General features: G+C 64.2%; 17 protein-coding genes. 11 read left to right on the top strand and 6 right to left on the bottom strand.

Features of this window, described 5'->3' with window-relative positions:
- Position 1: 1 nt before the first annotated feature.
- From LCM4576_RS13175 to LCM4576_RS13165, 3 genes are read right to left on the bottom strand one after another with little or no spacing between them, the layout of a single operon-like run.
- Complete coding sequence (locus LCM4576_RS13175) at positions 2–928, bottom strand: DUF6492 family protein (protein WP_071032491.1); 927 nt, start codon at positions 926–928, stop codon at positions 2–4.
- Positions 925–1719: a WecB/TagA/CpsF family glycosyltransferase gene (locus tag LCM4576_RS13170; protein WP_071032490.1), complete on the bottom strand. Its 795-nt coding sequence runs from the start codon at positions 1717–1719 to the stop codon at positions 925–927. Before LCM4576_RS13170 ends, LCM4576_RS13175 begins: the two co-directional genes overlap by 4 nt.
- Positions 1716–2888, bottom strand: a complete 1173-nt coding sequence (locus LCM4576_RS13165; RefSeq protein WP_071032489.1) for a glycosyltransferase — start codon at positions 2886–2888, stop codon at positions 1716–1718. The genes LCM4576_RS13170 and LCM4576_RS13165 overlap by 4 nt, the downstream gene beginning before the upstream one ends.
- Before the next feature lie 170 nt (positions 2889–3058).
- Between LCM4576_RS13165 and LCM4576_RS13160 the strand changes: the two genes are divergently transcribed.
- The 3 genes from LCM4576_RS13160 (at position 3059) to proC (ending at position 6343) form a co-directional block, all read left to right on the top strand.
- Positions 3059–4057, top strand: coding sequence for a glycosyltransferase family 2 protein (locus tag LCM4576_RS13160; protein ID WP_071032488.1), 999 nt, complete (start codon positions 3059–3061; stop codon positions 4055–4057).
- Complete coding sequence (locus LCM4576_RS13155) at positions 4026–5345, top strand: O-antigen ligase (protein ID WP_071032487.1); 1320 nt, start codon at positions 4026–4028, stop codon at positions 5343–5345. The genes LCM4576_RS13160 and LCM4576_RS13155 overlap by 32 nt, the downstream gene beginning before the upstream one ends.
- Before the next feature lie 182 nt (positions 5346–5527).
- A complete protein-coding gene (gene proC / locus LCM4576_RS13150) occupies positions 5528–6343 on the top strand; it encodes a pyrroline-5-carboxylate reductase (RefSeq protein ID WP_071033121.1) in 816 nt (271 codons plus the stop codon).
- 4 nt (positions 6344–6347) lie between these two features.
- Here the strand turns inward: proC and LCM4576_RS36295 are convergent, their stop codons facing one another.
- Positions 6348–6650 (bottom strand): hypothetical protein, encoded by a 303-nt coding sequence (locus LCM4576_RS36295; protein ID WP_131803247.1) that lies wholly within the window; start codon positions 6648–6650, stop codon positions 6348–6350.
- Between the two features lie 110 nt (positions 6651–6760).
- On the opposite strand from LCM4576_RS36295, the gene LCM4576_RS13145 reads away from it, so the two are divergent.
- The 3 genes from LCM4576_RS13145 (at position 6761) to LCM4576_RS13135 (ending at position 9013) form a co-directional block, all read left to right on the top strand.
- Positions 6761–8167 carry a PTS galactitol transporter subunit IIC gene (locus tag LCM4576_RS13145; RefSeq protein WP_071032486.1) on the top strand — a complete coding sequence of 469 codons (1407 nt, stop codon included), beginning with the start codon at positions 6761–6763 and terminating at the stop codon, positions 8165–8167.
- An 83-nt stretch (positions 8168–8250) separates the two neighbouring features.
- A complete protein-coding gene (locus LCM4576_RS13140) occupies positions 8251–8712 on the top strand; it encodes a PTS sugar transporter subunit IIA (RefSeq protein WP_071032485.1) in 462 nt (153 codons plus the stop codon).
- Positions 8713–8725: 13 nt separating this feature from the next.
- Positions 8726–9013, top strand: a complete 288-nt coding sequence (locus tag LCM4576_RS13135) for a PTS sugar transporter subunit IIB (protein WP_040988125.1) — start codon at positions 8726–8728, stop codon at positions 9011–9013.
- 108 nt (positions 9014–9121) lie between these two features.
- Here LCM4576_RS13135 and LCM4576_RS13130 read toward each other — a convergent pair whose 3' ends face one another.
- The gene (locus LCM4576_RS13130; RefSeq protein WP_071032484.1) at positions 9122–10462 is read right to left on the bottom strand and encodes an NAD(P)H-dependent oxidoreductase; all 1341 of its coding nucleotides are present in this window, start codon (positions 10460–10462) and stop codon (positions 9122–9124) included.
- Between the two features lie 412 nt (positions 10463–10874).
- Between LCM4576_RS13130 and LCM4576_RS13125 the strand changes: the two genes are divergently transcribed.
- From LCM4576_RS13125 to LCM4576_RS13110, 4 genes are read left to right on the top strand one after another with little or no spacing between them, the layout of a single operon-like run.
- Positions 10875–12323 (top strand): TolC family protein, encoded by a 1449-nt coding sequence (locus LCM4576_RS13125; RefSeq protein WP_083361389.1) that lies wholly within the window; start codon positions 10875–10877, stop codon positions 12321–12323.
- Between the two features lie 40 nt (positions 12324–12363).
- Positions 12364–14496 (top strand): type I secretion system permease/ATPase, encoded by a 2133-nt coding sequence (locus tag LCM4576_RS13120; RefSeq protein WP_071032483.1) that lies wholly within the window; start codon positions 12364–12366, stop codon positions 14494–14496.
- Between the two features lie 15 nt (positions 14497–14511).
- A complete protein-coding gene (locus LCM4576_RS13115; RefSeq protein WP_071032482.1) occupies positions 14512–15801 on the top strand; it encodes an HlyD family type I secretion periplasmic adaptor subunit in 1290 nt (429 codons plus the stop codon).
- Entirely contained in the window at positions 15791–16432 is a 642-nt protein-coding gene (locus tag LCM4576_RS13110; RefSeq protein ID WP_071032481.1) for a ribbon-helix-helix domain-containing protein, read from the top strand. Before LCM4576_RS13115 ends, LCM4576_RS13110 begins: the two co-directional genes overlap by 11 nt.
- Positions 16433–16443: 11 nt before the next feature.
- On the opposite strand, the gene LCM4576_RS13105 is transcribed toward LCM4576_RS13110, so the two are convergent.
- Complete coding sequence (locus LCM4576_RS13105) at positions 16444–17367, bottom strand: transglutaminase-like cysteine peptidase (protein WP_320411854.1); 924 nt, start codon at positions 17365–17367, stop codon at positions 16444–16446.
- A gap of 350 nt (positions 17368–17717) precedes the next feature.
- Here LCM4576_RS13105 and LCM4576_RS13100 point away from each other — a divergent pair.
- Positions 17718–20029 (top strand): Ig-like domain-containing protein (locus LCM4576_RS13100; protein WP_198540243.1); only part of this gene is annotated, 2312 nt, incomplete at its 3' end.

The following is a 20029-nucleotide window of genomic DNA, read 5'->3' as shown; positions in this document are numbered from 1 at the left end:
CCTACGCGGAAAGCCCGATCAGGCGGCGGATGCGGCCGATATCGGTGCCGATGAAGGACTGCATGCCGATCGCCACCTGTTCCGGCGCCATGGTGTCGACGAAGCGGCGGAACTCGTCATCCGAGAGCGGCTCGCCGGTCCAGTGGACGCGGCAGAACTCCTCCGAACCGTGGAAATGGCCGGCGCCTTGAAGCACGTCGTCGACGTAGCGGCCATAGATCATGCATTCGGAGAACTGGCGCGCCGAGCCGACGACGCCGACCCAGTCGCGGCCGTGCACCTTCTCGATGCGCCCACACATCGCGTTGACCGTCTCCCGACGCCAGGCAATCAGCGTCGAGATGTAGTCGTGGCTCGATCGATTGGCGGGATCGATGCCGAGCGCGGCACCGGCATTGCGCGACCAGATGCGATGCTCGGCATGGCCATCGTTCGACAGCACGCCGTCGCGCCGGAACAGCCGCACCTTGCCCTCGCGCCAGAAGGCGTTCGCGTCGAACGGCTTCAGGAAGGCGACGTCGGAATCGCAAAAGACCAGCACGTCTTCCTTCACCTGCCCGGCAATGGCGATCCGGCGCAGCTGCTGCACATGCCAGCCGCGCAGCGGCTGCGTCTTCAGGCTCAGCCAGACGCGGCGGCGGAAGCCGCTCAGCGGATCGTCAATGACGCGCAGCCAGCGCGGCAACAGGTCCCGTTCGTCCACGACGCTGCGACGRCTGCCTTCGAGCTGGCGAAACAGCGCGACGTCGCGATGTTCGGTCAGGATGTAGTGATGCGCCATGCCGGTGACGTGGCGGTCGACGGTTTCGCACAAAAGCCGGYAGCGCTCGAAGTCCGGCGCGTAGCTCGCCGTGACGATCGCGGCCAAAGGCATGCGCGGCAGCGCTTCGATCGCGGTGGAGGTGCCTGGCACGAAGCGGCTGTTCACCGGCGCGCCTCCAGCGGCCGCGGCCCGAGCGACAGCTTCTGCCTGACGACGCGCCACAGGAAGAGCGGATTGCCGACGATGTAGCGGCGCCACAGCCGGCCGGGCTCGATCCACAGGCGGAACAGCCATTCGAGACGCAACCGGCGCAGCCATAACGGCGCGCGCGGCACCGAGCCGCTCATGAAATCGAGCAGCGCGCCGACGGCGACCGGCAGCGTGCAATGGCGGCTGTCGATGTGGCGCTCGATCCACAATTCCTGGCGCGGCACGCCCATGGCGACGAGCAGCACGTCCGGCCGCAGCCTGGCGATGCGCTCGAGGATCGCCGGCTCCTCGGCAGCGGAGAAGAAGCCGTCATGGACCACGACGAATTTGTGCTGCATGGCGAGCGTCGAAAGCTTCGCGCAGGCGGCTTCGGCATTGGCGYGCGTCGTGCCGAGCAGCGCCACCGTCAGCGGATGCGACGAGGCCTGCAGGAAGGCCGGGATGAAATCGGTGCCGTTGAGATTGCTGGGGAAAGGCGCGCCGTAAAGCAGCTTTGCCGCCATATCGACGCCGACGCCATCGGGAAGGATCAGGAAATTTTCCAGCGCCTCGGCAAAGACCGGATCGGTGCAGGCAAGGTTGGCGTTGTGGGCGTTGAGAAAGCTCACCTTGGTGAAGCGGCGCTCGTCGATCAGCCTGGTGAGCAAGGCGATGGCCTCGTCCCAGCGTATGGCAAGCACCGGAATGCCCAGAATGGTCTTGAGCGTGTCGAAGCCGAAGGCGGCGCGCGCGGCGTGCATGTTCATGCGGCGACCTCCTGCCTGACGGCGCCAAGCTTCTCCAGGCCGAGCCCGATCGCGGCCTCGAGCGCCTTGAGCTGGCGGCGATGGAAGGCGCTGCCATCGACATCGCGGACATTGGCGGCGGCCGCCTGGAGGGCGGCGGCGAAAGCGATCGGATCGTCGGTCACCACGCAATTGTCGGGGCGATAGCCGATGCCGCGCAGCGAGCGGCTGGTGGCGACGGACGGCAGGYCGAGCTCGAAGGTCTCGATGGTCTTCAGCTGCACGCCGCTGCCGGCGGTGCTGATCAGGGGAATGACGGCGGCGGCGCGCACGAAGGYCTGCGCATCCGGAACCCTGCCGACGAAAGAAACGCCGGGATGCGGCGAACTGACCCCTGCAGGCATGTTGCCGGCGATCCTGACGCGGAAATCCGGCTTCAGATGCGGCACCACCTTGGTCAGGAACCAGTCGAGCCCGATGCGGTTCGGCTGCCAGGTCCAGGTGCCGATCAGCGCGGCGTCGCACTCGACATGGCGCTTGGCCTTGCTTGTCGGCGCTTGCGCCCGGGTCACCAGCGGCAGCACCGCCGAGCGCCTGTCGGAGGCGACGCCAAGTGCCGCGCGGTCTTCCTCGGCCAGCGTGAAGACAAAGCGCGCGGCGCCGCAGAGGCGCTCCTCCATGACCTTGAGGAGCCTGGCCTCGCGGCGGAACAGCCAGCGCTGCAACGCGCTGCCGGCCGCGGCCGCATTCTCCTCGGCCGAGCGGTGCTCGACATTGTGCGCCACGAAGACGAATGGACGGTCGACTAGAACCTTCTCGAAGGCGCCAGCGAACTGCACCGAATTCAGGACATAGCCGTCGAAGGGACCGGCGCGTTCGATGGCGGCGCGAACCTCGGCGTCGGAAACGACACGCAGCTTTACGGAGGAGAAGGTAAGACCGGAGAGAACCGCCTTGCCCAGCCAGGCAAGTTTCCGCAAAGCCGAAGCGCTTTCGGTGCGAACCTCGACGGCGTCGAGCACGATGGTGTTCTGGGGATCGGACGGGGCTTTGCCCGGCCAGATGAAGCCGATGACCGTCACGCGCACGCCGGCGCGTCGCAGCGCGTCGATGATCGCGGCATTGGCAATCTCGTAGCCCGAGGCGAGAGCGCCATCGGGCACGATCGATGTGGCGAACAGCAGATGCATCTCACCTATCCTTGGCTGCAGCCGGTAGCAAAACGCGGTGAAGCCTTGATTAAATGGCACTGTCAAAGGCCGAAGACCCGCCTTTTCCGACAGCCGGGCGAGAAGGTGATTAACGAAACGTTATCACCGCGATGCTATCGAGGGCTCAAACCCACGCTGCTCAAAAACGGATGATCGCTTTGCCGTCCGACGCTTCTGTATCGATCGCGGGACGGTCGCCGGGGCTCGCCGCCGAGACCGTCGAGGCGGTCGTGACGCTGCCGACCTTCAAGCGGCCCAAGCAGGTGCTGGAAACCCTGGCCTCGCTCAAGGCGCAGCGGACCGACAGGCGCTTCGCCGTCATCGTCATGGAAAACGAGGCCGAGGCGCGCGAGGGCGCCAAGGCGGCGCTGCCGCTGTTCGAAAGCGGCGAGATGCCCGGCCTGGTGATCATCGCGCATGAGCGCGGCAATTGCAGCGCCTACAATGCCGGCTGGCAGACGGCGATCCTGCAGTTTCCCAACTTCAAGCACCTTCTGGTCATCGACGACGACGAGATCGCCGAGCCCGACTGGCTGGAGCGCATGTGCAAGGCTGCCGAGACCCTTGACGCCGACATTGTGGGCGGTCCTCAGGTGCCCATCTTCGCCGATGCCTCGCATGTGCGATGGGCCGAGCATCCAGTGTTCGCGCCGCCCTATCGGGAAACGGGCCGTGTGCCGGCGCTTTACTCGTCCGGCAATCTGCTGGTCGGGCGCAACGTGCTGAAGGCAATGGGACCGCCCTTCCTCGATCTCAGGTTCAATTTCATGGGCGGTGGCGATTCCGACTTCCTCAGCCGCTCCGCGCAGAAAGGTTTCGTGCTCGGCTGGTGCGCCGAGGCAAAGGTCAAGGAGACGGTGCCGGCCAGGCGCGTCGAGGCCGACTGGATCCGCGCCCGATCCTTGCGCAACGGCGTGATCTCGACGCTTGTCGAAAAGAAGAAGCGGGCCGGCACGCCGTTTGCCGGCCTTAAAGTGTTCCTCAAAAGCCTGGCGCTACTCGCCGCTTCGCCGTTGCGTGGCGCCGTCCGGCTGGCGCGCACCGGCTCGCTGACGACTAGCCTCTACCCGGTCTATGTCGCGCTCGGCCGGGTGCTCGCCGAATTCGGATATGCCAATGAGCAGTACCGGCAGCCTGAGAAGAATTGAGCGCGCGCCGCTCGGCGCCGCCTTCGCCAGGCAAGGTGTGGCGACGGCTGTCGCCGCGCTCTTGTTCACCGTCATCATGATCTCGTTCCGGCCCTTCCAGCCGGCGGGCGCGGAACTGACCGRCGATGGCGGCGACATCGTCAACCAGCTCGGCTTCGGCTCGCTCGGCGCGATCTCCATCTTCTCGCTGCTCGCCTTCGCCGACCCGCGCGTGGTGCGCTCGCTGGTCAGCCCCTCCTGGGCGCTGATGCTCGGGTTCTTCTTCCTGTCGGTGGTGCTGGCGACCGATCCGCCCGCGGCGATGCGCGCCGCCTCCTTCACCATGATCGGCATCATCACCATGGCGACGATCCTGGTGCTGCCGCGCGACGCCGACTCCTTCGCCCGCGTGATCATCTTCACCGCCGTCGTGGTGATCGGCCTTTCCTATATCGGCCTGGTCGTCTTCCCGCATGAGGCGCTGCACACCGCCGACTCGCAGGAGCCGGAGCATGCGGGCCTGTGGCGCGGCRTCTTCACCCACAAGAACATCGCCGGGCCGGTCATGGCCTGCTTCAGCTTCGCCGGGCTCTATCTGTTCCGGCGCGGCCAGCGCTGGTGGGGCGCCGGCATCTTCTGCGCGGCGATGATCTTCATGCTCCACACCGGCTCCAAGACAACGGCCGGGCTGGTGCCGTTCTCGATCATGATCGTCGTGCTGCCCAGCCTCATCGGCATGCGCCTCGGCACGCCGATCCTGTTCGCGTTGGCGATCGTCGCGACCGCTGTCGGCACGCTCGGCATCGTCTTCATCGCGCCGGTGAAACATCTGGCGGCGATCTATTTCCCCGACCTCACCTATACGGGACGCACGACGCTTTGGGAGTTCGCCAGCGAGATGTTGGCGAAGAAGCCATGGACCGGCTACGGCTACGAAAGCTTCTGGGGGACACCGCTGCTGCTCAACCAGGACCAGCCCTTCGACCGCCCCTGGGACATCCGCACCATTGTGCACGGCCATGACGGCTATCTCGACATCGCCGTGCTGATGGGCATCCCGGCGCTGTGCGTCGCCGTCTACACCTTCCTGATCGCGCCCTTGCGCGATTACRTGCGCATCCCGGCGCGCAAGGAAAACATCTTCCTTGGCGACTTCTTCATGATGGTGGTGCTGTTCAYGGCACTGAACGCTTTCCTGGAAAGCTTCTTCTTCCACCGCGGCGATCCCGTCTGGCTGTTCTTCGTGCTGGGCGTGCTGGGCCTGAGACAAGTCTCGCTGCGGCCGATCCCGGTTCGCGTCTCCCACTAGATCAGGATGACGTTTCGTTGAACCGCCATCCTGATCTAGTTCTTTGTTGGAGCATGATCTTCTCCGAAAACCGGTTCCCACTTTTCGGGACCATGCTCTAATCCTGGACAGTCGATGTCTCGCAGCTGGACTTTTCCTGTGCTCCGCAATTGTCTAAGGAAACCTTCTTCTCGGAGGTTTTCATGACGATCAGGCTGGTTCTCGCCGGTTGCGGCAATATGGGTTACGCCATGCTCTCGGGCTGGCTGAAATCCGCCAAGCTCGAACCGCAAGCGGTGTTCGTGGTCGAACCMAATGCCGAATTGYGCCAGCGCGCCGAACATCTCGGCTGYCGGACCGCGGCGGAGGCTTCWGCCATCCCGGCCAATGCCGTGCCCGATCTCGTCGTCATCGCCGTGAAGYCGCAGGTGATCCGCGAGGTGACGGCGCAGTACAAACGCTTCGGCGACGGCAGGACCAGTTTTCTCAGCATTGCCGCCGGTACGCCGGTCGCCACCTTCGAGGAAATCCTGGGCGARCTCGCGCCGGTCATCCGCTGCATGCCGAACACGCCGGCGGCGATCGGCAAAGGCATGATGGTGGTGTTTTCCAACCCGCTGGTCTCCGACGACGTCCGGCGCTTCGTTGCCGAACTGCTTTCGGCCAGCGGCGTCGTGACGGCGATCGACGAYGAGGGCCTCATGGACGCGGTGACGGCCGTCTCCGGCTCCGGCCCGGCCTATGTCTTCCACTTCATCGAGGCGCTGACGGTTGCGGCCGAGAAGGCCGGCCTGCCGGCCGAGACCGCCAAGCTGCTTGCCTTGCAGACCGTCTTCGGCGCCGCTTCGCTCGCCGCGGAAGCAGACGAGGAGCCGGGCGTGCTGCGCCAGCAGGTGACCAGCCCCAACGGCACCACCGCCGCCGCGCTTGGCGTGCTGATGGGCGGCGACCGCCTGACCAAGCTGGTTACCGAGGCCGTGGAAGCGGCGCGGCTGCGGTCGATAGAGCTCGGCAAGTAGCGCCCTACCCGATCCGACGAACAGCCCGGCCCGGCATGCGCCAAATCCACCAGGCCGGATCGACGACTGCCATGCCGGCTAAGAGCAATTCCAGGAAAAGTGTGAGCGGTTTTCCGTCTGGAATTGCGTAAAAACTAAGAGATAGGGCGTTTCGCCGTTTCCGTAAAACGGTGAAACGCCCGATTTCCCCAAACAATCGGTGGGTTTCCCTTTGGCCCAAGGATTGCCGATTGACTTTGGCATAGGCCACCCAGATAAAACTTTCGTTCGCTGACAAAAGCAAATGTTCATTCGTCCGACTGAACATGCCTGCCTCGTCGGCGAGTGGGGAGTGCCTCCGCCGGAAAGGCCGAGGCGTCATTGAATTGCGGGCATCATCACGCTTCGGGCCGAAGCCGATGTCCCTGGGGAGGTAGAATGGACACCATACTTGCAGGCTTAAAAGGCGCCATCGACACGCTCGGCGCCACCGTGCTCTTGCCGATCGTCATTTTCATTATCGCCGTGGTCCTTGGAGCCAAGGTCAGCAAGGCTTTCCGCGCCGCCATCACCATCGGCGTCGCCTTCATCGGCATCAACCTCGTGCTCGRCCTGATGTTCACCTCGATCGGCGACGTCGCGAAGGCGATCGTCACCAACACCGGCATCCATCGCGACATCATCGATGTCGGCTGGCCGTCCGCCGCCGCGATCGCCTTCGGCTCGTCCGTCGGCCTCTKGGTCATTCCGGTCGGCATCCTGGTCAACATCGCGCTCCTGCTGACGCGCATGACACGCACGCTCAATGTCGACGTCTGGAATTTCTGGCACTTCGCCTTCGTCGGCTCGCTGGTGGTCGCCGCCACCAACAACCTGGCTTACGGCATCATCATCGCCGCGCTTGTCGCGGCGCTTGCCCTGCTCTTCGCCGACTGGTCGGCGCGCGCGGTGCAGCAGTTCTACGGCGTGCCCGGCATTTCGGTGCCGCATCTCGCCTCGGCGCAGATCCTGCCGATCGCCATCGTCCTCAACTGGATCATGGATCGCATCCCGGGGATCAACCGCATCAACATCAGCACCGAGACCATCGAGCGCCGCTTCGGCGTCTTCGGCGAGCCGGTGATACTCGGGCTGATCATCGGCCTGGTGCTCGGCCTCATCGCCTTCTACAACGCCGGCGACCTCGGCACGGTGCTGGCCAAGGTGCTCGGCACCGGCATGACGCTGGCGGCGGTGATGCTGCTTCTGCCGCGCATGGTGAAGATCCTGATGGAAGGCCTGCTCCCGGTTTCGGATGCCGCGCAGGAATTCGTGCGCAAGCGCACCGGCGACCGCGAGCTGTTGGTCGGGCTCGACTCCGCCATCCTGATCGGCCATCCGGCGGCGATCTCGTCGTCGCTGATCCTGGTGCCGATCGCGATCATCCTGTCGATCATCCTGCCAGGCAACCGCGTCATCCTGTTCGCCGACCTTGCCGTCATCCCCTTCATCGTCGCGATGACCGCGCCGCTGGTCAGGGGTAACGTCTTCCGCATGGTGGTGATCGGCACGGTGACGCTCGCTGTCGGCTTCTACGTCGCCAACGCACTGGCGCCGCTGTTCACGAGCGCGGCCGTCGCTTCCGGCTTCAAGCTGCCGGCGGATGCGCTGCAGATCACCTCGGTGGTCGACGGCTTCCTCTGGGTTCCCTATGTGATCATCGAAGCGATCCAGGGGCTCGGCGTGATCGGCATCGTCGCCATCGCGGCGATCATCGCGGCGCTGTTCCTGTTCTACCGCCGCAACCCGCTCGGCTGGGAACGCGCCGCCGGCGCCGAGGACGAGCCGGCCGAAGGCGCGGCCTGAGCCGGCCAGGCCTGACCTGACACGACCGTGCTCCCCGAAACCGATATTGCGGGGCGCACGGTCCGCATCGAATGGAGTAGCCCTTGTCGAATGGCCTGATCCAACTGCTGGACCCCGAGGCGGTCGTCCTCGGCTCCGATGCCTCGACCAACGAGGAGATCATCCGCATCCTGGCCTCCAGGCTGGAGGCGCTGGGCTACGTCAAGAGCAGCTACGCCGACGCTGTCGTGCGGCGCGAGATGACGATACCGACAGGCCTGCCGCTGGAGCGCGCCGACAATGTCGCCGTTCCGCATACCGACCCCGAACATGTGCTGAAACCGGGCGTCGCGATGGGCACACTCAAGCGGCCCGTCCCCTTCGCCAATATGGAAGATCCCGACGAGAAGCTGCCGGTGGGCTTCGTCTTCCTGCTTGCCATCAACGACAAGGACAAGCAGATTGACACGCTGCAGACCGTCATGGCCACCATCCAGAACTCCGCGGCGCTGGATGGCTTGAGGACGGCCACGACCTTCGAGGACGTCCGCGCCATTCTCGGCTGACAAAGGAAAGAACATGTCCAGACAGAAAACCATTCTTTTTGCCTGCGGCACGGGTGTCGCGACCTCGACGGCGGTCAATGCAGCGGTGACGGAAGCGATGAAGAAGCGCGGCCTGACCTTTCATGCGCAGCAGGCCAAGGCCACGGAAGTGCCCGGACTGGCCGACAGCGTCGACTTTATCGTCGCCACCACGCCGATCTCGGCATCCGTGAAAAAGCCCGTGATCAAGGGGCTCGCTTTCCTCACCGGCATCGGCAAGGACAAGGCGCTGGACGAGATCGAGGCGGAGCTGCGCAAATAGAGCAATTCCAGGAAAAGCGTGAGCGGTTTTCCGTCCGGAATTGCGTAGAAACAAAGAGATAGAACGGTTCGCCGTTTCCGCGAAACGGTGAAACGCTCTAGACGCGGTTCAGCCCGACAGGGCTGGCGAACCGATCTTCGCTCCGTAGAGCATGTCGTCCTGCAGCCGGCGCAGGGCGTAGAGCCTCGTTGTCCRGTCCGGCGCGGCATTGTCCTCGGTCAGCAACTCGCCCTTCTTCACCGGCTTCAGCGCCTTACCGCCTTCGAGCAAGCCGACCGGCACGGCGCGGCTCGTCCGCGCATCGGCGATCGTCATGGTCCAGGAGCGGTAGCAGGTCTCGCCGATGGCATCGAAGGTCTCGCCGGCGGCGAGATCAYGCTTGGCGACCGCGCAGACTTCCGCCACCGGCCTCGGCAGAGGCACCATGTCGGGCTTGCCATGGAGCATGATACGGGCGGCGGTGAGCGGCACCTCCAGCGAGGTCAGGTGATAGGGTCGGAACAGGCCGTAATAAGGGSCCTTGCCGACATGCAGATCGTCCATGCGCTCGACGACGCGCGGGTGCATCGCCTCGACAATGACGAAGACGCCTGGCGCCACCCCCTTGCCGATCGTGTAGTCGACGACGCCTTTCCTCGACAGGAGGCCACCATCCTCTTTCGGGATCAGCACCCTGGCCAGTTGATCGCGATCAGCCTTTGGACCGTGCATGCCGGGAACATCCGGGACCAGGCCGGTGGCGTTGGCGATGGCGCACATCTCGACCATGGTCTTCGAGCCGTCGACGAACTCGACCAGCATGCGCGGGTTCATGTTGCGTCGGGCAGCCTCCTCCCGGTAATCGTCCGGAACGGCGTCATGGTTGAGCGGATTGTTCTTGCCCTTGCCGGCAGCGACGATGCTCAGCCCGAGCGCCGAGGCAAATTCGATCAGCTCCATGCAGCTCGAAGGTTCGTCGCCGGCGCCGACGGAGTAGATAACCCCCAACCGGTCGGCCTGCTGTTTCRGGTAGCAGCCGATGGTCACGTCGGCCTCGACATTCATCATCACCAGATGCTTGCCATGCTCCATGGCCATCAAGTCGAAATCGGCGGCGACCCCCGGCTTGCCGGTGGCGTCGATGACGACGTCGATCAGCGGGTTGGTGACCAGCATCTCGTTCGAGGTGATGGCGATCCTGCCGGCTTCGATCGCCTGGGTGACCTTGGAAGCGGTTTCAGCCTCTACCGCCGACGCCTCGTCGCCATAGGCGATGCGGATCGCCTCGCGGGCGGTGTGCGGGCGCCGCGTGGAAATGGCCGTGATCGAGATGCCCGGCATCAGCATGCCCTGCGTCACCAGATCGGTCCCCATCTCGCCGGAGCCGATGACGCCGATGCGCACCGGCCTGTCCTCGGCGGCGCGGCGGGCGAGATCGCGGGCAAGTCCGGTCAAGGCGATATTGGTCATGCAAGAAAACTCACGGCTTTTTGCTCCGGCCCGCAATACAGGGAACGATCCGCGTTTGCCAATCAAACCAGCCCGACATGGCGATTTCTTGCGAATGCTTTGCAAGGCCGCAGCAGATTTCGCGGGAGCTCGTGCATGGCAGCCGCACGATTCGCCGTTTCTTTCAGACCGTTAACCATTGCAGCGCGCTTTGAACTGGAAAAGCCCAGACGGACGCACTCGGTTTCTGTGCCATTTTTGCTACAGGTTTTGGCCCTAATGCCCGGAATTGCAATTTTAAGGGGTGTCTAATCCATTATATGCTCACAACCGCGAAAAATCTGATAGATACTGGTCGAAAGCTCCGGTGGCAGGCTTGGGCAAATAAGCGCCAATAAAAAAACAATGGCGCGGGGATAGTCACGGGGTAGAAATGACCAGGACGGGTAAAGTGACCGTCGGCTGGAGCCTTGCGCTTGCCGTCACGGTGTCGATGCTGGCTTGTGGAAGCGCCAGCRCACTCACACTCAAAGAAGCCGTTGCCGTCGCAGTGGAATCCAATCCGGAGATTGGACAGGCGATCGAAAACCGCGAAGCGATCGAATTCGAGCTGCGCCAGGCGAAAGGCCTTTATCTTCCCAGCGTCGATCTGGAAGCGTCGACCGGCGTTCGCCGCCTGGACAATGATACGAGGCGCGCGCTCGACGAGGATCACAAAGCCCTCTATCCCAACGAGGCCGACCTCACCGTCTCGCAGACGCTTTATGACAGCGGCGCAAGGCGGGCGGAACTGAACCGCCAGGCCTCGCGGGTCGATGGARCATCCTTCCGGGTTCTGGAACGGTCCGAATTCATCGGGCTCGCGGTGGTCCAGGACTATCTTGAATACATGCTGCAGGCCTCGATCGTGGCCGAAGCCAAGAAGAACCTTGGCTTCCATCAGTCCATCCTCGGCGACATCAAGCAAGGCATTGCGGGCGGCGCGCTCAACGAGGCCGACCGGCAGCAGGCCGAGGAACGCCTTTTTGCCGCCAAGGCGCGGATGCAGGAGGCAACCGAAGAACTCGAGGCGGCCAAGATCCGCTTCTTCAAGAATGTCGGCAAGCCGCTGACCAACGCGTCGCGGCCGGCCGATGTCTCGGCCGCCCTGCCGCGGTCGCTGGACGATGCGATCGGGCTCGCCAGGCAGAACAATCCGCGCGTCCRTATGGCCAACAGCGATATCGACGCCGCCGCTTCGCTCGTCGATGCGGCGCGGGCGAAATACGGCCCCACGATCACCRCCGAGGGCGTCGCCCGGGGCGGCTATGACATCGATGGCGACAATGGCGATGCGAGCGACCTGCAGGCGCGGGTGGTGCTGCGCTGGAACCTCTATCGCGGCGGCATCGACAAGGCCAACGAACAGGAACARATCCGCCGCACCAGCGAGCAGCGTCTTGCGATGCACCAGGTGCTGCGCGAGATCGAGGAAGCCGTGCGCACGTCATGGGACCGCCGCTTCCGCCAGGCGGAACTGGCAAAGACACTGCGCCAGCAGGCAGCCACCAACGAAAAGCTCGTCGCTTCCTATCGCGAGCAGTTCAAGGTCGGACAGCGCTCACTGCTTGACGTGCTCGATGCCCAGAACACGCGCTTCAACACCGCGACACTGGCCGACACGTCGTCCTACGCATCGCTGTTTGCCCAGTACCGGCTGCTGGCCGCAACCGGGGAATTGCTGAAGACGCTCAACATCCAGCCGGCCAAGCAGTCCGCGGCCTACGCCCGTGAGGAATTCGGTGTGCCGGCTACGGCCGATACCGAGACTTATGCGCGCACGCCGTCGGAGCAGAAGAACGATCTGCCGTTCGACATCCTCGCGCCGGTCAGGAAAAAGTAGCTAATGTAAGCATCGATCCCTCAGTCCTTCGGGGCGGATCGTGAACCAGCAACCTCATATCCTGTCGCCCAAGGAGGCTTTCAAAGCCTGCTTCTGCGCCGTTGCGGCCTATCTCGGCCGGCCGAGCGCGGAAACAGTGTTGTTTGCAGGCGTGCCAATTTCGGAGACCCGCATCGAACCGGAGGAAATCCGCCATCTGGCCGAACGCATCGGCCTGGAAGCCCAGGATTTCAGCCATCGCGATTTCCTGCGCGGCCGCTTCGACCTTCCGGCGATCGTCTTCCGCGTCAGCCAGTTGCCGGTCGCTCTCCTGGCGGAAATCGAGGGCGGGCAATATCTTACGGCGCCGCAGGTGAACGGCCGCACCACGATCGACAGGGCGGAACTCGCCGAAAACTATATCAGCGGCGGCACGTCCTTTTCGATCACCTATGCCAACCAGGCCGAGGAGATGACGGTCGGCACCGCCGCGCGGATCGAAAGGCGCCACTGGCTGACCGGCACCATGGGGGCGTTCTGGCGCACCTATTCCAAGGTGGTGCTGTCGGCGGTCTTCATCAATCTCTTGGCGATCGCCTCGCCGATCTTCACCATGAACGTCTACGACCGCATCCTGCCGAACAAGGCGATCTCGACGCTTTGGGTGCTGGCGCTCGGCATCGGCGCGGCGATCCTGTTCGACCTGCTGCTGAAGACGGCCAGGGCATCGCTGATCGACTATGYCGGCCGCAAGGCGGACCTGCGAATCTCCTATCTGCTGTTCGAGAAAGTGCTGAATTCCTCGCTTTCGGCGCGGCCCGGGTCGACGGGCGAATATGCAAACCGGGTCACGCAATACGAGTTCGTGCGCGAGTTCTTCACCTCGAACACGATCAGCGTCTTCATCGACACGATCTTCGTCTTCGTCTTCCTGGCCGTGATCTACGCCATCGGCGGCTGGCTGGTGATCATACCGGCGCTGGCCTTCGTCATCTCCGTCATCGTCGGGCTGGTCACGCAGCGGCGCATCGGCAAGCGGGTCGCCGCCTCGATGAACGAGGCCTCGCAGCGCCAGGCCCTTTTGGTCGAGTCCATTTCCACGCTTGAGACGATCAAGTCGCTGCGCGCCGAAGCCTATCTCCTGCGCAAATGGGGCGAGCATTCGAAGAACGCGGCCAACACCTCGGAGAAGATCAAGGAGCTCTCGGCGGCGGCCGGCAACATCACCGGCGCCATCCAGCAATTCGTCACCGTCGCCCTGGTGGTTGCCGGCGCCTATGCGTTCTCGGAAGGCCAGGTCTCGACCGGCGCCATCATCGGCACCGTGATGCTCGCCGGCCGCGCCGTGGCGCCGCTCGGCCAGATCGCCATCACGCTTGCCCGGTTCCGGCAGGCGATGCTGTCGCTCAGGATCATCAACACGATCATGTCGCAGCCGGAGGATCGCCCCGACACGGTCGGCTTCGTCAACCGGCCGATCCGCAGCGGCGCGCTCGTCTTCAGGAATGTCGGTTTTGCCTATCCGGGCACGGAAAACGAGGTTCTGAGCGGGCTCAACATCGCGGTCCGGCCCGGCGAGCGGGTCGGCATCATCGGCCGCATCGGCTCCGGCAAGACCACGATGGGCCGGCTGATCGGCCGGCTCTTCCTGCCGACGTCGGGGGAGCTGCTCATCGACGGCATCGACATCCGCCAATACCACCCCTCGGAGGTCCGCGCCGCGGTCGGCATCGTCGCGCAGGCMGGCGACCTGTTTTCGGGAACCATCAAGGAGAACCTCCTGATGGCGGCGCCGGAAGCGACCGACGAGGAGATCATCGATGCGGCGAAAGCCGCCGGCGTCGACGACTTCGTCTCGCGGCATCCGCGCGGCTACGACATGAATGTCGGCGAGCGGGGCACCAATCTGTCGGGCGGGCAAAGGCAGTCGGTGGCGATCGCGCGGCTGCTTTTGACCAAGCCGAAGATCGTCTTCCTGGACGAGCCGTCGGGGTCGATGGACCTCGCTTCGGAACGGCAGTTGATCAAGCAGCTCAAGGTGGCGTTCGACCGCGACACGACGCTGATCGTGTCGACCCATCGCTACAGCATGCTGGAGCTTGCCGACCGCCTCATCGTCATCGACCAGGGCCGCGTCGTCGCCGACGGGCCGAAGGAACAAGTCATCCAGGCACTGCAGAAGGGCAGTGCCTGACCGGAACGTATAGACATGCTTGCAAGGGAAGACCGGCCACCTCTATTTGCCTCGGCCTCCGTCTACATCATCGGAGCGCTGTTCGTGTGCTTCACGGCATGGGCATCCTTTGCCGAGGTGGACGAGATCGCGCGCGGCGAAGGCAAGGTGATACCCGCCTCGAAGACGCAGATCATCCAGGCCAGCGAGGCCGGYGTGGTGCAGGAGATCGCCGTCCAGATCGGCCAGACCGTCAAGAAGAACGATCTCATCATCCGTCTCGACAATTCGGGCAACACGTCGAGCCTTGGCGAGGAGCAGGCCAAGGCGCGGGCGCTGCAGGCGCGCATCGYCCGGCTGCAGTTCGAGCAGAGCGGCAATGTCGAAGGGTCGTTCCCCTGCCCCGCGGAAATCCAGAAGGTCGCGCCGGAGATCTGCGACAACGAGCAAAAGCTGCTCGTCGCGCGCCGCGACAATTTCGAGGTCAAGCTGTCGGTTCTCAAATCGCGGCTCGACCAGCGCGAGAAGGAGCTGGACGAGGCCACCGCCAATGCCGATCGCCTGTCCAAGAGCCTGGCCGTCAGCGACCAGGAGACGGCGCTCGTCGAATCCATGGTGAAGAAGGGCCTGATGGCCAAGACTGAGCAGATCCGGGTCGAGCGGGAGCAGACGGACCTGCACGGCCAGCTCAACCTGGCCGGCGAGACCATCAAGAAGAGCAAGGCCGCGATCACCGAGGCGCAGCTTCAGGTGAACGAACTGGGCCTGCAATTGCAGCAGGAGGCGTTGAGCGACCTGACGCAGGCGCTCGCCGATCTTTCCGTGGTCGACGAGACCATCCGCGGCGCCACCGACAAGGTGGAGYGCACCGACATCCGCTCGCCGGTCGACGGCATCGTCAACACGCTCGATGTCAACACGCTCGGCGCCTTCGTGCAGCCGGGCGCGRTGGTGGCCGGCATCGTGCCGACCTCCGAGACGCTGCTGGTGGAGGCCCGGGTTTCGCCGCGCGACGTCGCCTTCATCCAGCCGGACCAGGAGGCGCTCATCAAGGTCACGGCCTATGATTTCTCGATCTTCGGCGGCATCGAGGGCAAGGTCTCCAACATCACCGCCGACAGCCTCGTCGACCAGAAGACGGGCGAGCCCTACTACCAGGTGCGCGTCGCCACCGAGAAGTCGACGCTGACGAGGAACGGCAAGACCTATTCGATCATCCCCGGCATGATCTGCTCGGTCGACATCAAGACCGGCCGCAAGACGATCCTCAACTATCTTTTGAAGCCCATCAACAAGGCGCGCCAGGAGGCGATGAGTGAGCGATAGCGCCATCCGCCCGGACACTCCGCGCGAACGGCTGCTGCCGGCCCTCGCGGCCGAGGATTTCGGCCCGGAATTCCGCGTCGTGGCGCGCGGCGGCGTGCGTCGCGGCATCCGGCTGGAACGCGCCTTCTGGGTGTCGCTGAAGCACATGGCGGAAAGCCGCAAATGCACGATCGGCATGCTGGTCGAGGAGATCGCCGAACAACATCCCGACCAGGGAAACCTCACCTCGGCGATCCGCGTCGCCTGCATGCGCGGCCTTGCCGAGGAGAGCATGGAGCTGCGCAAACTCGCTTCGATCCGCACGATCAACGCGATCCTGGTCGCCTGCCCCTCGCCCGCATTCGCGCTGTCGTCGTCGAAGAAGATCCTGGCGTTCAACACGCCGTTCCAGCAACTGGTCAGGCGTCAGTTGCCGAGCGCGCCCGGCGAAGATGGGCGGCAGGATTTGAAGCTGGCGCTTGACCTCAACGTTCCCGATATCTTCGCCCGGCTCGACGCCAACAGCGAAACTCCCGTCACCAGCGGTTTCGTCATCGGCGCCGGCGAGCGCCGCTATCGCGGCCAGCTCAGCGCCGTGYGCGCGCCGGTCACCGAGCCGGAACTGCTGATGGCCTTCGTCTTCAACGGCTGATCCGCTGTAGGCTACCGCCTCAAGCTGGAAGCCACTGACGGTTCCGGCGATCCTTCGCCCGGAGCGACCGTCGCGAAGCCGCCGGCGATGTCGGCCATTTGCGCGCCGGACTTCGACCCGTGGATCCAGGCGCGATCGGTGCTGAAGGAATAGAGCGGAACATAGTCGGGCAGATCGCTGTCACGCATGACGGCGTTGCCGAGGCTGTCGAGGATGAAGGCGCCGCTTCCGGTGCTTACCGACAGGACGGCATGGAAGAACTTGCGGCGGCGGTCCTGGAGCACCACCAGCGACATGCTCTGCGCCGGGATGCCGGCCCTGAGCAACGCCGCCATCTTCAATATGGCGAAATCCTCGCAATCGCCGGCGCGATGCTCGAGGATTTCCGAGGGCTTCGCCCAATAGTCGAGCTTGCCGTAGACGACGCTGTCCTTGCGATAGGCGATCAGGCGGTTGATGCTTGAGTTGACGAAGGACAGCTTCTCGCGAAAACCCTTGGCCGCCRCAATGTCGACGATCTCGGCGAAAGCCGGGCTCTCGTGGTCGCAGGGGCTGCCGGCGGTGCAATCGACGATCGCCCTGTAGACGGGAGCCCAGCGCGCCGCGACGGGAAAGTTGCGCATCGACAAGGCGACGGAGCCGAAGACACCGGGAATGATCGCGGCGGTCTGGATCGGGTCGATGCCGGGATCGGCCGCGGCGGTCGAGCGCGTTTCAACCTCCTGGGACGCTGTGTATCCCGTCGAGACGTCGGCGATCCGGTAGGCCGCGGCCGGCTGCCAGGGCTGCGTCCGGGTCAGCGAAACGCCGCCGAGGCTCGCCGGCGCAAGCACCTTTTGCAGGTCCGGATTCACCCCTGAATCCACGCCGGCGGACGATGGATTTGCCTGAACGGCAAGGCCGATCGCCAGCAAGAGAACCCTGATCCCCGTCATCCCCGGGGCTGCTTTTTGTATTTTCATAACGCCCACCTTTGACTGTGGACGCTACCAATCTTGTCTCAAATTATCGGAAAGGAAGGTGGGTAAATTTCCGCGAATCACTCTATTCTATTTTCCATCAATTTTTATTCAAATTTATACTTTCATTTACCAAACCAACGTGCCGCACCGAAGCGGATCCGGCATTCCTTAAGATCATGCATAACTGGATATATCATCGCGATTTACCAAGTGTAAAAAATGCGATTCTCTACATATTCCAGTATATGAAATAGATTGAAGGTCTGTTGCAAAGTCCGGGCCTGACATGTCTCTTTCCGGGAAATGCCGGAGGGGCTTTAGCTATGACGACCAATATCGAATTCGACGCCGTTTCAAATTCCTGGGACGAGCACACGGGCACCGCTGAAAATCATATCTCGACGGGTGTCGAGGTCGCGCAGGCGACCACCGGCCAGGCGGCGAGYGAGCCGGTGCCGGTCGATGTCGGCAGCGGCGCGCCGGCGCAGGGCGCGGCCAATGCGCCGGCCGCGAACCAGCCGGCAGCCGATGYGAATGCCCCTGCTAACGCTGCGGCTTCCAATGCCGCCCAAGGAAACGCACCGGCCGCAAACGCGCCGGCGGCAAATGCCGCGGCTGCTAACGTTCCGCATGAATATCACGCCGAAGCCGGCAATGTCGTGAAGCTCCCGGCCAATGTCTCGATCGACAACATCAAGGTCGACGGCCACAATCTGGTGCTTCAGCAGCCCGACGGTTCCGAGATCGTCATCAAGGACGGCGCGCTCAACGTGCCGACCTTCATCCTGGGCGATGTCGAGGTGCCGCGCGTGGCGCTGATCGCGGCGCTCGAGGCCAGCCATGTCGATGTCGCCTTCGGCGCCGACGGCTCGATCTCGGCCGGCGGCAACGGCTCGCCGAGCAGCGCGGGCGGCAATTTCGAACAGCCCGCCGGCGGCATCGGCGACGGCTTCGGCCTCACCGCCCTGCTGCCGCCGACGGACCTGGCGTTCGGGCAGCCGGAACATCGCGAGCTGTTCCCTGGGCTCGTCGACAGGGGCGTTTCCGTCGTGGCGATGTCGCTGCTCAGCCCGACCGAGGCGGCCAGCGAAACCGGCTTKAACGGCGGGCCGCAACAGTCGCCGGGCAGCGACGCGCCGAGCAACGCGGAAACGTCGAGCAATGGAACGATCACCATCGACGCGCCGGACGGCATCGGATCGATCGTTATCAACGGCGTTGCCGTCACTACCGTCGGACAGCAGATCCAGGGCCAGTTCGGCTATATCACGATCGTCTCGCTGAACACGAGCACCGGGGTCGTCGAATACAATTATACCGTCACCGAATCGGTCACGCATCCCATACATACGGACGGGTACGACCAGAACGACACGGTTCCGGACAATTTCAGCATCACCGTCACCGATTCCGATGGCGACACGGCCAGCACCACTTTTGCCGTCGCCATCATCGACGACGTGCCGACGGCGGTCGCCGACGTCGACAGCGTAGCGGCCGGCCAGCTCGGCCCGGCTACCGGCAACGTGCTGCTTGGCGGCACCGATGCGGGCGACACCAACACGACGGACGGTGTCGCCGACGTCCAGGGGGCCRACGGCGCGAAGGTGGTTGGCGTTGCCAAGGGCACGACCAATGCCGATCTGGACGACGCGAGCACACTCGATGTGCAGGTCCAAGGCGCCTACGGCAAGCTGACGCTCCACGCTGACGGCAGCTACACCTATGTGCGCGACGCCAACACGCCCGGCGGCGTCAACGATGTCTTCACCTATACGATCAAGGACGGCGACGGCGACACCTCGCACACCACGCTGACGATCTCGATCGGCAATTCGACGCCGGAGATCAGCGACCTCACGCCCGAGGCCAATGGCGGCGACGTCGTCGTCAATGAGGACGACCTCTTGGCCGGCCGAGGCTCCGGCGAATCAGCCGGTTCCGACGCATCGAAGGAAAGCACCACCCAGGGCGGCACCTTCACCATCCATTCGCCCGACGGCATCGCCTCGCTGAACATCGGCGGACACGACTTCATCACCAATGGCCAGTTTACCGGCGGTTCCTTCACGACGGCGCTCGGCAACACGCTCACGGTGACGGCCTACAATGCCGCGACCGGCGAGGTGAGCTACACTTACACGCTCGTCGACAACGAKGCGCACGACCCGATTCAGGGCACCAACAGCCTGTTCGAGAATTTCGACGTCACGCTGACCGACATGGACGRCCAGAGTGCCAACAGCACGCTCTCCGTCAACATCGTCGACGATGCGCCGACGGCTTCGGCCGAGGCCTCGCAGAACGTCGCCGAAGGCGCGACGGTGACTGGCACGCTGGACTTCGTCGCCGGCGCCRACGGCGCAACGGTGACGCACATCAACGGCACCGCGCTGGTCTTCGATCCCGTCACCCACTACTCGCAGCCGATCGACATCGGCGCCGGCACCATCCAGGTGAAGGCGGACGGCTCCTACTCGTTCACGGCCGATGCGTCGGTCAACAACAGCTCCGGTCCGGTTGCGGTCAGCGCCACCTACACGGTGACCGACGGCGACGGCGACACGGCAACGGCCGGCATCGCCTTCGCGGTGACCGACGCCAACCACCCGAGCACAGGCACCGCCTCGGCCTC

This window comes from Mesorhizobium sp. LCM 4576 (genome assembly GCF_001854815.1).
In the GTDB taxonomy this organism is placed as follows: domain Bacteria; phylum Pseudomonadota; class Alphaproteobacteria; order Rhizobiales; family Rhizobiaceae; genus Mesorhizobium; species Mesorhizobium plurifarium.
The sequence above is the reverse complement of the archived record's forward strand: the minus strand, read 5'-3'. Positions and strand labels throughout refer to the sequence as shown.

Bases quoted from the DNA above. Each gene is read 5' to 3' on its own strand.
- LCM4576_RS36295 (WP_131803247.1), bottom strand. From the start codon at position 6,650: ATGTTCAGTCGGACGAATGAACATTTGCTTTTGTCAGCGAACGAAAGT.
- LCM4576_RS13160 (WP_071032488.1), top strand. From the start codon at position 3,059: ATGATCGCTTTGCCGTCCGACGCTTCTGTATCGATCGCGGGACGGTCG.
- LCM4576_RS13135 (WP_040988125.1), top strand. From the start codon at position 8,726: ATGTCCAGACAGAAAACCATTCTTTTTGCCTGCGGCACGGGTGTCGCG.